12 protein-coding genes are annotated in these 16436 nt (G+C 55.9%); 2 read left to right on the top strand and 10 right to left on the bottom strand.

Annotated features, from left to right (window positions below; genetic code table 11):
* Positions 1-76 precede the first annotated feature (76 nt).
* A complete protein-coding gene (pflA, locus tag V1572_RS10215) occupies positions 77-817 on the top strand; it encodes a pyruvate formate lyase 1-activating protein (RefSeq protein ID WP_008499976.1) in 741 nt (246 codons plus the stop codon).
* A gap of 36 nt (positions 818-853) precedes the next feature.
* On the opposite strand, the gene V1572_RS10210 is transcribed toward pflA, so the two are convergent.
* The 10 genes from V1572_RS10210 to lrp form a co-directional block, all read right to left on the bottom strand.
* Positions 854-1384, bottom strand: a complete 531-nt coding sequence (locus V1572_RS10210; RefSeq protein WP_048027194.1) for an anti-virulence regulator CigR family protein — start codon at positions 1382-1384, stop codon at positions 854-856.
* A gap of 123 nt (positions 1385-1507) precedes the next feature.
* Positions 1508-2656, bottom strand: a complete 1149-nt coding sequence (locus tag V1572_RS10205) for an MFS transporter (RefSeq protein ID WP_008499979.1) — start codon at positions 2654-2656, stop codon at positions 1508-1510.
* A 276-nt stretch (positions 2657-2932) separates the two neighbouring features.
* Positions 2933-3796: a dimethyl sulfoxide reductase anchor subunit family protein gene (locus V1572_RS10200; protein WP_048027192.1), complete on the bottom strand. Its 864-nt coding sequence runs from the start codon at positions 3794-3796 to the stop codon at positions 2933-2935.
* A 1-nt stretch (position 3797) separates the two neighbouring features.
* Positions 3798-4415, bottom strand: a complete 618-nt coding sequence (locus V1572_RS10195; RefSeq protein WP_021240882.1) for a DMSO/selenate family reductase complex B subunit — start codon at positions 4413-4415, stop codon at positions 3798-3800.
* Positions 4416-4425: 10 nt separating this feature from the next.
* Positions 4426-6870 carry a dimethylsulfoxide reductase subunit A gene (dmsA, locus tag V1572_RS10190; protein ID WP_395299931.1) on the bottom strand — a complete coding sequence of 815 codons (2445 nt, stop codon included), beginning with the start codon at positions 6868-6870 and terminating at the stop codon, positions 4426-4428.
* 210 nt (positions 6871-7080) lie between these two features.
* Entirely contained in the window at positions 7081-8373 is a 1293-nt protein-coding gene (gene serS, locus V1572_RS10185) for a serine--tRNA ligase (protein WP_045908394.1), read from the bottom strand.
* A gap of 92 nt (positions 8374-8465) precedes the next feature.
* The gene (gene rarA, locus V1572_RS10180) at positions 8466-9809 is read right to left on the bottom strand and encodes a replication-associated recombination protein RarA (protein ID WP_008499984.1); all 1344 of its coding nucleotides are present in this window, start codon (positions 9807-9809) and stop codon (positions 8466-8468) included.
* A 9-nt stretch (positions 9810-9818) separates the two neighbouring features.
* Positions 9819-10433, bottom strand: a complete 615-nt coding sequence (gene lolA / locus V1572_RS10175; protein ID WP_024907806.1) for an outer membrane lipoprotein chaperone LolA — start codon at positions 10431-10433, stop codon at positions 9819-9821.
* Positions 10434-10561: 128 nt separating this feature from the next.
* A complete protein-coding gene (locus V1572_RS10170; protein WP_395299930.1) occupies positions 10562-14248 on the bottom strand; it encodes a DNA translocase FtsK 4TM domain-containing protein in 3687 nt (1228 codons plus the stop codon).
* A gap of 135 nt (positions 14249-14383) precedes the next feature.
* The gene (lrp, locus tag V1572_RS10165; protein WP_000228469.1) at positions 14384-14878 is read right to left on the bottom strand and encodes a leucine-responsive transcriptional regulator Lrp; all 495 of its coding nucleotides are present in this window, start codon (positions 14876-14878) and stop codon (positions 14384-14386) included.
* A gap of 544 nt (positions 14879-15422) precedes the next feature.
* On the opposite strand from lrp, the gene trxB reads away from it, so the two are divergent.
* On the top strand, positions 15423-16391 hold the full coding sequence (trxB, locus tag V1572_RS10160; protein ID WP_032638969.1) for a thioredoxin-disulfide reductase: 969 nt from the start codon (positions 15423-15425) through the stop codon (positions 16389-16391).
* Positions 16392-16436 lie beyond the last annotated feature (45 nt).

The following is a 16436-nucleotide window of genomic DNA, read 5'->3' as shown; positions in this document are numbered from 1 at the left end:
AACAGACTTAACACAGCCGGCTTTGAGCTGTGCATACACAGGCCCGGGACGGGCCGATGATGGAGATATCACCGCAATGTCAACTATTGGTCGTATTCACTCCTTTGAATCCTGTGGCACCGTCGATGGCCCGGGTATCCGCTTTATCACCTTTTTCCAGGGCTGCCTGATGCGCTGCCTGTACTGTCATAATCGCGACACCTGGGACACGCACGGCGGTAAAGAAGTCACCGTCGACGATCTGATGAAAGAGGTGGTGACCTATCGCCACTTTATGAACGCTTCAGGTGGCGGTGTGACCGCATCCGGCGGTGAAGCCATTCTTCAGGCTGAATTTGTCCGCGACTGGTTCCGCGCCTGCCACAAAGAAGGCATTCATACCTGCCTGGATACCAATGGCTTTGTACGTCGCTACGATCCGGTAATTGATGAACTGCTCGAGGTGACCGATCTGGTGATGCTCGATCTCAAACAGATGAACGATGAGATCCACCAGAACCTGGTGGGCGTCTCCAACCACCGCACGCTGGAGTTTGCCAAATACATTGCCGATAAAGGCATCAAAACCTGGATCCGCTACGTGGTGGTACCAGGCTGGTCAGATGACGACGACTCCGCGCACCGCCTGGGGGAATTCACCCGCGACATGGGCAACGTCGAGAAAATCGAGCTTCTGCCCTATCACGAGCTGGGTAAACATAAATGGGTGGCCATGGGTGAAGAGTACAAGCTCGATGGCGTGAAGCCGCCGAAAAAAGAGACGATGGAACGCGTCAAAGGTATTCTTGAACAGTACGGTCACAAAGTGATGTATTAAAGAAAAGGCCCGGTAAAAACCGGGCCTTTTTATATTCTATTTAAAGACGCCGTTAATAACGGACGTCACAATGGCAGTACTCAGCGCAATTAAGACCAGGTCGTCACCCACTACGCGCCATTCATAGCCGGGATAGGAAGGAAGCTGGTCCAGCATTGAGGCCGGCACGGCCTTCTTCGCAATACCCGGAGGCAGTGGTTTACCGCGCGCCAGGTTTTTTGCGATCCCCGGAGGCAGAGACTTATAGCCCGTTAAGCCGTAATTCACGGCCAGATGGCGGGCATGATCGAAGCTCACGCGAGCATCAACGTCATTACCGACATCTTTGCTGTTTTTGAAGTTCTTATCCGATTTACCAGGGTTATCCTGACCGTTATTTTGTTTATTACCATGGTTACCGGCGTTACCAGAATTCCCGTTACCATGATTGCCGCTGTTACCCTGTCCGCCTCCGTTTCCGTGACCATTGCCATTCCCGTTGCCAGGATTAGCCATGACCGGAGCCGTTGCAAACGTTAAAGACAACACTACGGCCAGTGCGGTAGTGGAAAAACGACGAATAGACATGATTGCTGCCTTATTGTGGTAGGACTCACCTGAATTATCGTCCGGCGCAATAAACAAACAATAAGTAAAACTCTGAGTTGTGATGGGGACAAAAAAGCCCGTCATCGACAGGCTTTTAATTCATCAGGCATGTGCCACCGGCGTTGGATGTTCGCCCGCTTTACGCAGCAGCATTAACAGATAAATAAACGACACGCTGGCGATCATGATAAACAGCAAATTGTCGGAGTAATTCTGCATCAGCATCGCGGTAAACGTCGGCCCTAACAGGCTGCCGATGGTATAGCTCAGTAACAGCGCCTGGTTCATTGCCACCAGCTGGTGATGCTCAACTTTCTCACAGGCCCAGGCCATCGCGACGGGATAGAGCGTAAAGCCAGCAGCCCCGAGAATGAACAGCGCAGGCGCCATCGCGGCGTTGCTGAGCATAGCAAGACAGCCCATGATCACCACGAAGACCTGAACGCGCAGCACCAGCAGACGTCCAAAGCGGTCCGCCAGGCGGCCAATTGGCCATTGTCCCACAATACCCGCACTCACCATCACCGCCATCCAGAAGCCAATTCCGGAGTCGCTGACGCCCTGATGGTTAAGATAGAGTGGCATCAGGCCATAGAGCGAGCCGAGGACAATCCCCGAGATAATGCAGCCGTTAACGCCCAGACGCGCCTGACGCAGTCTCAGCATTGGCCAGACGTGGGTTGCTTCCTGGTGTTCGCTGTTCTGGTTCACAATGCGCGTAAAGAGCAGCGGCAGGATCGCGGCCAGCACCATGCCCGTTACCCACGGCAGAACGCTCATCAGGTCAGTTGGCAGCTTGCTCACCATCAGTTGTCCCAGCACGGTGCCGACATAGTAAACCATCATGTAGGCAGCCAGCAGGCGACCGCGGTTGCGGGAGGTGCCGCTGCACATCAGCGCACTTTCAACGACCACCCAAATCATCGCGCAGCCGACACCGGCGATAAAGCGCCATGCCATCCAGCTCCAGAAGCCGACCATCAGGCCCAACCCCGCACACCCGGCAGCGAAAATCAGCGAAGCCAGATAATAGCTACGGTTAAAGCCAAAGCGCTTGATCAGGCTCCCGGTCACCAGCGTACCCAGCAGGTTCCCGGTAAAAAAGGATGAGCTGACCATACCCACCTGCCAGGTCGGTAAGTTTTCATGGGCGAGCCACAGCGGGACGAGCGTATTTAACACTGCGATCGCCAGGGTCAACAGAAGCAGGCCACAGAGCAACAGCAGCACTGGCCGGGTATAGGTGGTCATGGATTAAAAAGCCGTGAGGAAGTTCAGATTTCGTGCGCATCATGCCACTGGCAAAAACAAAGTCAATCCACTGATTTAGCCGCCTCGCACAATATGTTCCCTGTCGATTTAAAAAACTTATCCTGCTAATGCCACGCCTGCTATAGATATTAATTATGTCTCTGTTTTCATTTATTAATGGGCAAAATTAAAACAAAACGACAGTCGAAAAATTTCATGATCGAAAAAAGAAAAAGCCGGGCACTCAGGCCCGGCTTGGTATAACCAAATACAACGTTAACTGGCGATAGCCATACCTACAGTCATATGCAACCCGTAGAACACGCCGCGACCAATCAGTTCACCCGCCAGTACCAGCACAAAAGCCAGTGACAACAGTGGCAGCGCAGGCTGATAGCCTTTGAGCTGAGGAGCAATCCAGAATACCAGCGCAGCAACCAGCAGGACGATACGCCAGGCCATCAGCGCACCGTAGTCCGGCACCAGGGCAGAGGCCTGCTGGATAGAGCTGTGAATGGTTGCCAGTTCAGAACCCTGCATCAGAGCGACCATCGCACTCACTACCAGCGCCAGAAGCGAAACAGCGGGCAGCAAACGCATAGCCCATCCGTCGACACCCGCCACGCGCAGCAGCAGGTAGCCCAACAGCGGCCCGCCGATAAACATCGTCAGGAAGAAACTCATTGGCGTCCAGACGCTGTACCAGGTGGGGACGGTATCAATGGTGTTATAGACACGCACCATCATCCACACGAACACCACGCCCAGCACCATGGTCAGGATCAGCCACAGGCTGCGCAAACCCGCAGGCAACTTCTTCATAGCGGCCAGCAGCCAGCCTAGCCCACCGACGGCAAAGAAAATTGCGCCACTGGCAATCTCGTTACTCAGTGATGAGGCCCCCACGCGGTTCAGAGAGTTAAACGCGCGCATCGGCGAGCCCAGGTGCAGCGTTGAGGCGATAAAGCCAATCCCCATTAGCACCCACAGGCCAAACATGCTCAACACTAAACGCTGCTGCTGTTCAGCATTGAGCTGACCTTTCAACAACGCCAGCGCGAGAACAATGAAGCCGCCCGCCACGCACTGACCAAAGACCGTGAAGATCATCAGCGGCCATTCATGCCATCCACTTCCCATCTCACACCTCCTTCGGGTTTGCCAGGTAGCCGGTGGTGTCACCTGTAGGACGGCTGTTGGCGTTAGGTTTAATCACAATACTTGGCTTCGTGAAGTGCGCAGACGGCAGCGGTGCCACGGCGGCGAGCTGACCGTGTTTCTGACGCAGCTCTTCAATCGGGCCGAAGTCCAGCGCGCGCAGCGGACAGGACTCGACGCAAATCGGCTTTTTGCCATCCGCTACGCGGGTGTGGCAACCATCGCATTTGGTCATGTGGCCTTTAGCGGCATTATACTGCGGTGCGCCGTACGGACAGGCCATATGGCAGTAGCGACAGCCAATGCAGACATCTTCATCCACCACCACAAAGCCATCTTCGCGCTTGTGCATCGCTCCGCTCGGACAAACCTTCGTGCAGGCAGGATCTTCACAGTGGTTACAGGCAATCGACAGGTAATACGCAAAGACGTTCTGATGCCAGACGCCGTTATCTTCCTGCCAGTCGCCCCCGGCGTATTCATAGATGCGACGGAAGCTCACGTCCGGCGTCAGGTCTTTGTAATCTTTGCAGGCCAGCTCGCAGGTTTTGCACCCGGTACAACGGCTGGAATCAATAAAAAATCCATACTGAGTTGTCATCGGTTACTCCTTAAACCTTTTCAACCTGGACAAGGTTTGTGTGGGATGGGTTACCCTTCGCCAGCGGCGACGGACGCTGTGTGGTCAGTACGTTAATACTGCCCGCCTGGTCGATGCGGTTGGCATCCGGGCTGTACCAGGCCCCTTCCCCTAACGCCACCACGCCGGGCATCATGCGTGGGGTGACTTTGGCTTCAATATGCACCTCGCCGCGACCGTTGAAGATACGCACGCGATCGCCATTGCTGATGCCGCGCGCTTTCGCGTCCATCGGGTTGATCCACATCTCCTGGCGGCAGGCGGCCTTCAGCACGTCGACGTTACCGTAGGTAGAGTGAACACGCGCTTTATAGTGGAAGCCGGTCAGCTGCAGCGGGAATTTCGCCGTCAGCGGATCGTTATAGTTTTCAAAGCCCGGCGTGTAGATCGGCAGTGGATCGATGACGTCCCCTTCCGGCAGCTCCCAGGTTGACGCAATGTTTGCCAGCGCTTCGGAGTAGATTTCGATTTTGCCCGACGGCGTGGTCAGCGGGTTCGCCTGCGGATCTTCACGGAACGCTTTGTACGCCACGTGGTGCCCTTCCGGATCGCGCTGTTTGTACATCCCCTGCTTGCGGAAGGTATCAAAGTCCGGCAGGTCAGGAATCGCCTTACGGGAGAGTTCATGCAGATGGCGCATCCACCCTTCCTGAGTACGTCCCTCGGTAAACTGCTGCTCAACGCCAAGACGTTTCGCCAGCTCAGAGGTCATCTCATAAATGGTTTTGCACTCAAAGCGCGGTTTAATCACCTGGTCGGTAAAGATCACGTAGGACATGTTGCCGCAGGAGGCGTCCAGCGCGAAATCCATCTGCTCAGAGGCGGTGCAGTCCGGCAGCAAGATATCGGCATATTTTGCCGAGGAGGTCATGTGGCAGTCGATCACCACAATCATCTCACACTTCTTGTCGTCCTGCAGGATTTCATGGGTGCGGTTGATTTCAGAGTGCTGGTTGATGAGACAGTTACCGGCATAGTTCCAGATCATCTTGATCGGCACGTCCAGCTTATCCTTGCCGCGCACGCCATCGCGCAGAGCGGTCATTTCCGGGCCGCGTTCAATCGCATCGGTCCACATAAACATGGAGATGCTGGTCTGAACCGGGTTATCCAGCGTCGGCATACGTTCGAAGGGCACTTCATATGAACCTTCACGCGCGCCGGTGTTACCGCCGTGAATGCCGACGTTGCCGGTCAGAATGGAGAGCATGGAGATGGCACGGGTCGCGATTTCGCCGTTCGCATGACGCTGCGGACCCCAGCCCTGGCTGATATAGGCCGGTTTAGCTGAGCCAATCTCACGCGCCAGCTGAACGATACGCTCTGCCGGGATGCCGGTGATGGTGGAGGCCCACTCCGGCGTTTTCGCCACGCCGTCGCTGCCCTGTCCGAGAATATACGCTTTGTAGTGACCGTTTGCCGGCGCGCTGGCGGGCAGCGTTTTCTCGTCATAGCCGACGCAGTATTTATCCAGGAAAGGCTGATCAACAAGGTTTTCGGTGATCATCACCCACGCGAGCGCGGAGACCAGCGCGGCATCGGTACCCGGACGGATTGGGATCCACTCGTCTTCACGTCCGGCACCGGTGTCGGTATAGCGCGGATCGATGATGATCATGCGGGCATTGGATTTGGCGCGTGCCTGTTCGAGGTAGTAGGTCACCCCGCCACCGCTCATGCGGGTTTCACCCGGGTTGTTACCGAACAGCACGACCAGCTTACTGTTTTCGATATCGGACGGGCTGTTGCCGTCAGCCCAGCCGCCGTAGGTGTAGTTCAGTCCTGCCGCGATCTGCGCAGAGGAGTAGTCGCCATAGTGATTGAGATAACCGCCGCAGCAGTTCATCAGGCGCGCCACCAGCGTTTTTCCCGGTGGCCAGGAGCGGGTCAGCGTGCCGCCAAGCGTCCCGGTACCGTAGTTCAGGTAGATAGATTCGTTACCGTACTCTTTAATCAAACGCTGCATGTTGGTGGCGATGATATCGTAGGCTTCGTCCCAGCTAATCCGCTCGAATTTCCCTTCCCCACGCTTACCGACGCGCTTCATCGGGTATTTCAGGCGGTCCGGATTATAGACGCGACGACGCATGGAACGACCACGCAGGCAGGCACGGACCTGATGTAACCCTTCGTAGTTATCGTCACCAGTATTGTCGGTTTCGACATATTTAATTTCACCGTCCACCACATGCATACGCAGCGGACAACGGCTACCGCAGTTGACGGTACAGGCACTCCACACCACTTTTTCCGGCGAAGTGGCCGGAGACAGAGCCTCTGCCGCCGACGCCAGACGGGTAAAGGGGAGCGAGAAGGCACTGCTGGCTACGGCCAGGCCGCCTATGGCCGTGGTTTTCATCAACCCACGGCGAGTGACCTCGGCAGCCATTAATGCTTCAGGCGCGTTGATTTTCATAGAGACTCACTTTGGTTGCTCACAAAGAAAAGAGAGGCGGCGCAAACCGCTATGTAGTTTTATATATAACGAATTTTTTCGTTATCAGCGTTTTATGCTGACTTTCATTCGGAGGAGTATTACTACTTTAGAGGGAGGGGTTATTGCGTCGTATCAAATCAAAGGCATAAAAAAAGCGCCCTGAGGCGCTTTTTTGTTTTAAGGCAAATATTAACCGATGTACTGCAGGCCTTTCATGTATGGACGCAGCACTTCAGGGATCTCGATACGACCGTCTGCCTGCTGGTAGTTTTCCAGCACGGCAACCAAGGTACGGCCCACAGCCAGACCAGAACCGTTCAGGGTATGCACCAGACGGGTTTTCTTGTCAGATTTGCTGCGGCAGCGTGCCTGCATGCGGCGCGCCTGGAAATCCCAGACGTTAGAGCAGGAGGAGATTTCACGGTAGGTGTTCTGCGCAGGCACCCACACTTCCAGATCGAAGGTTTTGCAGGCGCCAAAGCCCATATCACCGGTGCACAGCGCCATACGACGGTATGGCAGACCCAGCAGCTCCAGCACTTTCTCCGCGTGGCCGGTCATCTCTTCCAGCGCGTCCATGGACTCTTCAGGACGGACGATCTGCACCATCTCAACCTTGTCGAACTGGTGCATACGGATCAGACCGCGCGTGTCGCGACCGTAAGAACCGGCTTCAGAACGGAAGCACGGAGAGTGCGCCGTCAGTTTGATTGGCAGATCGTCTTCGTCGATGATCTCATCACGCACGAGGTTAGTCAGCGGCACTTCCGCGGTTGGGATCAGCGCGTAGTTGCTGCTGTCTGCTTCTTCGTCCAGCGGACGGGTATGGAACAGATCGCCGGCAAATTTCGGCAGCTGGCCCGTACCGTACAGCGTATCGTGGTTGACCAGATACGGCACGTAGGTTTCGCTGTAGCCATGCTGCTCGGTGTGCAGATCCAGCATGAACTGCGCCAGCGCGCGGTGCAGATGGGCAATCTGGCCTTTCATCACCACGAAGCGAGAACCGGTCAGCTTAACCGCTGCCGCAAAATCCAGGCCCGCGTGCATTTCGCCCAGCGTCACGTGATCGCGCACCTCGAAGTCAAACTCACGAGGCGTACCCCAGCGTTTCACTTCAACGTTGTCGTTTTCATCTTTGCCGACAGGCACGCTGTCGTCAGGAATATTCGGGATAGCCAGGGCAATATCACGAATTTCGGCCTGAAGAACATCCAGCTCCGCTTTCGCCTGATCCAGTTCTTCACCCAGCTTGTTCACTTCCAGGCGTAATGGCTCAATATCTTCCCCGCGCGCTTTCGCCTGGCCGATGGATTTCGATCGAGAGTTACGCTCTGCCTGCAGATTTTCAGTTTGTACCTGCAGAACTTTACGACGCTCTTCAAGAGCGCGCAGCTTATCTACATCCAGCTTAAAGCCCCGGCGTGCCAGTTTTTCAGCGACTGCGTCTGGCTCATTACGCAGCAGATTGGGATCGAGCATGCTTATCCTGTGCTTATCGAATTAAAATAGGAAATGTGACCACAGCCTGCGGTCACAAGGATACAATTGCCAACATTACCGCAACGACTGAACTAACGGTAGCGTTTTATAGGGCTATTTTGATCCTGTCCGGCGAGCCAGGTGAGCTTTTCACCAATCTTGCCTTCAAGACCTCTGTTTGTGGGGTGATAATAGCGCGTTTGTGCCATCTCCTGCGGGAAATATTCCTCCCCGGCGGCGTAGGCATTGGGTTCATCATGAGCGTAGCGGTACTCCTGCCCATACCCCATCTCTTTCATCAGTTTGGTCGGCGCATTACGCAGATGAACCGGTACATCGTAGTCCGGGCGTTCGCGTGCGTCAGACATCGCGGCCTTAAACGCGGTATAAACGGCATTGCTTTTCGGCGCACAGGCCAGATAGACAATCGCCTGCGCAATGGCACGCTCGCCTTCCGCAGGTCCAACCCGGGTGAAACAATCCCAGGCCGATAGCGCGACCTGCATGGCGCGAGGATCGGCATTGCCGACATCTTCTGAGGCAATCGCCAGACAGCGGCGCGCGACGTATAACGGATCGCCGCCCGCAGTGATAATACGCGCGTACCAGTACAGTGCCGCATCCGGCGCGCTGCCGCGCACGGACTTATGCAGGGCCGAAATGAGATCGTAAAAACGGTCACCTTTATTATCGAACCGCGCACTGCGTTCCCCGGCAATTTCGGTGAGCAGTTCCGGCTTCAGCACCCGCTTGCCGGCATCGTCGACTTCGGCCATATCGGCCATCATCTCCAGCGTGTTCAGCGCCCGACGCGCATCGCCGTTAACCAGTTCCGCAATCGCACGACGCGTCTCGTCAGGCAGAACGATATCCTGTCCCCCGTAGCCGCGCGATTTGTCGTCCATCGCCTGAGTAAGAACCTTTTCGATATCCTCGGTCGTCAGCGACTTGAGCAGGTAAACGCGCGCGCGGGAAAGCAGCGCCGAGTTCAGCTCAAACGACGGGTTTTCGGTGGTCGCGCCGATGAAGAAGATCGTGCCGTCTTCAATATGCGGCAGGAAGGCATCCTGCTGGCTCTTGTTGAAGCGGTGGACTTCGTCTACAAAGAGAATAGTGCGCCGCCCGGCATTGCGGTTCTGCCGCGCACGCTCGATCGCTTCGCGGATCTCTTTCACGCCGGACGTCACCGCCGAGATACGTTCGACGTCTGCGTTGGCATAGCGGGCAATCACTTCAGCGAGGGTCGTTTTACCGGTGCCGGGTGGCCCCCAAAGGATCATGGAGTGCAAATGCCCCGCCTCAATGGCGCGCGGCAAGGGCTTACCGGCAGCCAGCAGGTGCTGCTGGCCGATGTACTGCGCTAAATTTTCTGGCCGCATACGTGCGGCCAGAGGTTGAAACGCGTTATCTGAAAAATCGAGCGACAGATTGCCCACTCACGCCTCTTACTTATTGCGTTGGTCGTCCACCGTTACGCCCTTCGGCGGGGTAAAGGTGAATTTCGATGCATCAACGGCGCCGTTCTGCTGAGACTTGAGCTGATAGCTGCTGCGCTGATCGTCCTGCTCAACCGCGCCGAACTGATTAATGGTACCGTTGGTGCTGACATTGATGGTGAACTGCTTCAGGTTGCCGTTGCTGCCTTTCGGGGTCAGGACAAATTCGTCACCTGTCTGTTTAATATTGTACTGCTGCCAGTCGCTGGCCTGGTTACGGGCAATCAGCATAAACGGCGTATTGCTGGTCGCATCCTTCAGCCAGGTCGCCGTGGCCTGCTCAACGAACGGGTTGAAGAACCATAAGGTTTTACCGTCAGAGACCAGAATGCTCTCATCCGGCTGGGTCATGTGCCAGTTAAACAGATTGGGGCGTTTAACCCACAAATCTCCCTGACCTTCCTGCACCGCGTTGCCGCTGCCGTCCGTCACTTTTTGCGTGAAGCTGGCGTGGAAGCTGCTTACTTTATCCAGTCGGCTTTTAAGGTCGCTGGCTGCATCAGCCCAGACGCTGCTGGCGACAAAACTGGTGAGTAATGCACAGGCGATGGCGATTTTTTTCATTGTTATTCCTTAAAATACGTCTTCCCGATAGGGGGTTTCCGTCTTCTATTCTGGACCTGCCCGAAGGCAGGCGACAGAAGAAAATGCTTAATTTTGGCTGATTTACCCTTCTTTGCAATTGCGGAAGGTTAATCAAACGGTGGCGGTGCAAGCACCTCGCGGTTACCGTTATGCCCCTGCTCGCTCACAATGCCCTGCGCTTCCATCTGCTCGATGATGCGCGCAGCGCGGTTATAGCCGATGCGGAACTGACGCTGTACGCCGGAGATAGATGCTTTACGTTTTTCGGTAACGAAGTTAACCGCCTGATCGAATAACGGATCCAGCTCTTCACCGCCGTCAAAGCCACCGCCGCCGCCTTCGCTTTCCGTGTCGCTGGTGATGCCATCGACGTATTGCGGACGACCGCGCGCTTTCCAGTCCTGCACAACCGCGTGCACTTCCTGGTCGCGCACGAACGCGCCGTGAACACGCACAGGAGAGGTAGAGTTCGGACCGGAATAGAGCATGTCACCCATACCCAGCAGCGATTCTGCACCGCCCTGGTCAAGAATAGTACGCGAGTCAATTTTACTGGATACGGTAAAGGCGATACGCGTCGGAATGTTCGCTTTAATCAGACCGGTGATGACGTCCACGGAAGGACGCTGAGTCGCCAGCACAAGGTGAATACCGGCCGCACGCGCTTTCTGCGCCAGGCGGGCAATCAGCTCTTCCACTTTCTTACCGACGGTCATCATCAGGTCAGCGAATTCATCGACCAGCACCACGATATAAGGCAGTTTTTCCAGCACCGGATGCTGGGCATCCATGCTGTCACCCGGCTTCCAGTACGGATCCGGAATCGGACGTCCCATACGTGCCGCTTCGGCGATTTTCTCGTTATAACCGGCCAGGTTACGTACGCCCAACGCAGACATCAGCTTGTAGCGACGCTCCATCTCATTCACGCTCCAGCGCAGAGCGTTGGCGGCGTCTTTCATGTCGGTGACCACTTCGGTCAGCAGATGAGGAATACCTTCATAGACCGACAGTTCGAGCATTTTCGGGTCAATCATGATGAAACGCACATCTTCCGGCTGCGCTTTATAGAGCATGCTGAGGATCATGGCGTTCACACCGACGGACTTACCGGAACCGGTAGTACCCGCGACCAGCAGGTGAGGCATTTTTGCGAGGTCTGCCACCACCGGATCGCCAGCGATATCTTTACCCAGCACCACGGTCAGCGGGGAGGGGTTATCGCGGAACTTGGTGTTATCCAGCACTTCACGCAGGTAGACGGTCTGACGTTTTTTGTTCGGCAGCTCAAGACCAACGTAAGGTTTACCCGGTATCACTTCCACCACGCGCACCGCCACGGTCGATAGCGAACGCGCCAGGTCGCGGGAGAGGTTGGAAATACGCGCGGCTTTTACGCCCGGCGCCAGGTTCAGTTCAAAACGGGTGATCACAGGACCCGGTGAGTAGTTCACCACATCCGCCTTGATACGGAAGTCAGCCAGACGGGCCTCCACCAGACGCGCCATCTGCTCCAGCGCGAAGGTATCAACCGGTTCTACTTCTGACGGCGGCGGCGTTAACAGATCCAGAGACGGCAGCGGCGTGCTTGGACGCTGCAGCGGACGGCTGTCACCGTTACGCATCAGCAGCGGGTGAATCAGGCTCTCCTGAGGCTGAGGCGCAGGCTGCTGGAACTGTGGTGGCTGTGGTGGCTGCTGCGGCTGTGTATACGGCTGCTGAACGGGCTGTTGCGGCTGCGCATAGGCCTGTGGTGCCGGTGACTGGCGCACAGGCTCAGCTTCCGGCATCACGCTCGGGGTAAATAAAGGCTCGCTTGGGCCATCATCCACCAGATCTTTCATCGGCGAGAATTCAAAGTCCGACAGCGAGAACGGATTTGCACCAGCCGGTTGTTCACCGGAATAGCGCTGCTGCTGGGTGGCGGCAAACTGACGCGCCAGTTCCGCTTCTGCGGCGTCATCGTCGTCTTCCAGCGCCGGTTCATCGTGCTGATACTCTTCACCGTAGCGCTGATTCTGCTGCGCAGCGAACTGGCGGGCCAGCTCGTCCTGCTGCATTTCATCAGTATCATCGTCGTACTCAGACTCGCGGGCTTTTTCTTCAGCCATACGCTGGGAAGGCAGCTTGATGCCATAAGAAGCAAGCTCACGGCGGGTGGGCACGCGGACGCGGTTAGGGCGAGGCAACTGCGGACCAATCCCCTCTTTCACCTGAGGACGAGGTGCCCCCCCGGTTGCCAGGCTAAAGACGGGGGCAGCCACGGTCGCCGCCGCGGTAGCCTGCTTCACGCTTTCCGCTACGGGTGCAACAGCAGGCGTCGGGTCGACAGGTGGCACAGAAACAGAAGGCGCTTTCGTAACCGGCTCCTGCACCGGTTCAGGCACAGGCTGATACCAGGCGGCCAGTTGTTCGCGTTCACGCGCACGGCGCTCCTCGACTTCTTCAAAATAGTACAGCGGTGGACGGGCAGGCTTCACCTCTTCCACGATTTCAGGCTCAGGTTCAGGCTGCGGTGCAACGTAAGGCTGCACAGGTTCAACCGGTTCAGGCACATATTCCTGATACGATTGAGCCGCTGGCTGCTGATATTGCTGCGGTTCATACTCAGGCTGCGGCGGCTGATAAGGCTGCTGCCACTGTTCCTGCTGCATGGGGATGTAGCTTTCAGGTTCAGGCGCAATGACGGGCTCTGGCGTGTGAACACCCGGCGCAGTCTGCCACTCAACCTGAGGCTGCTGAATAACGGATTCCGGTGGCGGGACAGGCGCGGATGGCATCACGGCGTCGACAGGCGCGGCATAAGCCTGGGCTGCAGTCGTCGCAGCGGCCGCGGCTGCTACCGGTTCGGTGACCGAGTGGCCGTTTAACAGCGGGTCGTATTCGTCAAAGTCCCCGGGAGTGGCCCGGCTGCCGGAGAAGAGCACATCGTCAGGATCGACGGCGACACCCGCAGCGCGATACGCCACCTGCTCGTCTTCATCCATGCGTTTACCGGAGAAGAGCGCCGCATCGGTTTTACGGCCCAGTGGGTTGGCAAATTTCTCGGCCACACGCTGGCGACGCGCCAGCGCGCCGCGCAGAATTCGGGCACGACGAGACTCGCGACGCTGCACAGGCGCGTCATCTTCCTCTTCATCTTCGTATTCGTCTTCATCCACCCACGTATCGTCACGGCGGGTACGATTGCTGGCAAAAGTCAGAATGGTGAGGATAAAGCTGCCAATTTTCTCGGCAATGCTCACCCAGGACCAGCCGGTAAACAGCGTCAGCCCGGCGGCCCAGATGCACAGCAGCGCCAGCGTGCCGCCGCTGCTGTGCAGCATCGGCTGGAGCGCAGAACTTAATAAGCTGCCGATCACCCCGCCAGAGGCGAAGTACCAGATATCATCGGCGTTAATCGCCGCCAGCCCGCAAGAGGTGAGGATCAGCGCCAGCGCGCCAATCAGGCGCAGCGAGACGGCGAAATAGTCGATGTAATCATCGTTCTGACGATGACGCCACGCAAACCAGCATCCGCCAATGATAATGACGGGAAGGGTGTAGGCCATCACACCGAAAATGAAGAACAGCGTGTCCGCAAGCCAGGCACCGGGGACACCGCCTAAATTATGGATAGGCTCATGCCATGCAGTTTGTGACCAGCTGGGATCCGAGGGGTTGAAACTGAGTAAGGCTGCCATCAGCCAGACGGCAAAAAGGGCAATAACAATCAGCAAAGCCTCGAGGAGACGACGTCCGCTGCTTAGCTTCGATAGTGTGACTTCTTTGTCTTCAGTGTATTCCTGGCTCAAGAAAGGCTCTCCAGGTATCAGGCATATCCTGCCTGTTTGCTAAAACGGACAACAGCGCCGGGACTCCCCGGCACTGTTGCTGTATGGATTAACAGGAGTGTAATCAAACTACGCTGATTTTGCACCTGTTCCGTGTTAGCGCGTCTTAATAACCAGACGATTGCTCTGTTTGACCTCTTCCATCACCACGTATGTACGGGTGTCGTTCACGCCCGGCAGACGCAACAGGGTTTCCCCCAGCAGCTTACGGTAGGCGGACATATCAGGCACACGGGTTTTCAACAGGTAGTCGAAATCACCGGACACCAGATGACACTCTTGAATTTCTTCAAGTTTTTGTACAGCGGCGTTAAATTGCTCAAACACATCCGGCGCACCACGATTCAGAGTAATCTCAACAAATACCAGAAGTGAGGCATCCAGATAATGCGGGTTCAGCAGAGCCGTATAGCCCTGAATAAAACCCTGTCTTTCCAGTCGGCGCACACGCTCAAGGCACGGCGTCGGGGAAAGTCCCACACGTTTTGAAAGCTCGACGTTGGAAATACGCCCATCCTTTTGCAATTCATTAAGAATGTTACGATCGATACGGTCGAGATCTTTGCCAGGGCGCTTCTTGCTATCTACCATTATTATTGTCTCTCTGTATTCCTTCCCTACTCCTGCCTGGACCCTGTGCACATCACTGTTCAGAGCCTGTACCCGTTAGTCATCACATCGCCTGATTATGTAATAGACGCGATGCGGATTCGGGTTCTGTTGGTAAGAAGACCGTTGCCCGAAGGCAGTCACCGACATCACGTATGGCGTCTGTCCACGCCATGCGTAGATTTCACTGACCCGGTAAAAATGGCATTTACGTGCATGCCTATGCGGCATACGGTTAACGCGGTTTTTTTTCTTCCTTGAATGTTTTCGCAAAAGCGCAGGGGATTGTCAAAGCAAAACATCGTTTTTTAGTACAACATGCCGGATATTCATTGCGGCAGGGTATTAATCCTCATTTTATTGCCTTACAAACGACCGCTTTTCTGGAGAAAGCGTGATGTTATCGCGCGCGATTCATCGTCCATGGCTATTACACAGATTGATATCAAAATTGCTGCGCTCTTTTTTTACGGCAACAAATTCCCTACAATCCAGCCAAATGTCTGCCAACAACAATGGGGATCTCATGGGCACGGCCAAACACAGTAAGCTGCTAATCCTTGGTTCTGGACCTGCGGGATATACCGCGGCGGTCTATGCTGCACGCGCTAACCTGCACCCGGTATTAATCACCGGCATGGAAAAAGGCGGTCAGCTGACCACCACCACCGAAGTGGAAAACTGGCCAGGCGACCCGAACGACCTGACCGGGCCGCTGCTGATGGAGCGTATGCACGAGCATGCCGCTAAATTCGAAACCGAAATTCTGTTCGATCACATCAATAAGGTCGACCTGCAGAACCGTCCGTTCCGCCTGACGGGTGACAGCGGTGAATACACCTGTGACGCGCTGATCATTGCAACCGGTGCCTCTGCCCGCTATCTCGGTCTGCCGTCCGAAGAAGCGTTTAAAGGCCGCGGGGTTTCTGCCTGCGCCACCTGCGACGGTTTCTTCTATCGCAATCAGAAGGTCGCGGTCATCGGCGGCGGCAACACCGCTGTGGAAGAAGCGCTGTATCTGGCGAACATTGCCTCTGAAGTACACCTGATCCACCGCCGCGAGACCTTCCGCGCGGAGAAGATCCTGATCAAACGTCTGATGGACAAAGTGGCGAGCGGCAACATCGTGCTGCACACCAACCGTACCCTGGAAGAGGTGACGGGAGACCAGATGGGCGTTGCCGGTCTGCGTATCCGTGATACCCAGAACACCGATAACGTCGAAACGCTGGAAGTGGCGGGTCTGTTTGTGGCGATCGGTCACAGCCCGAACACCGCGATCTTCGACGGTCAGCTTGAGCTGGAAAACGGCTACATCAAAGTGCAGTCCGGCATTCACGGTAATGCGACTCAAACCAGCATCCCGGGCGTATTCGCGGCTGGCGACGTGATGGACCATATTTATCGTCAGGCGATCACCTCTGCGGGCACCGGCTGTATGGCCGCGCTGGACGCTGAACGCTACCTCGATGGACTGGCTGAACAAGGTAAATAATCTTTACAAGTCAGTAACAAACGTAAATAAAGGCGGCGATAAGTC

Origin of the sequence: Enterobacter quasiroggenkampii (genome assembly GCF_043972695.1) — a bacterium.
Lineage (GTDB): Bacteria > Pseudomonadota > Gammaproteobacteria > Enterobacterales > Enterobacteriaceae > Enterobacter > Enterobacter quasiroggenkampii.
Note: the sequence above shows the minus strand (reverse complement) of the source record. Positions and strands in the feature narration are given on the sequence as shown.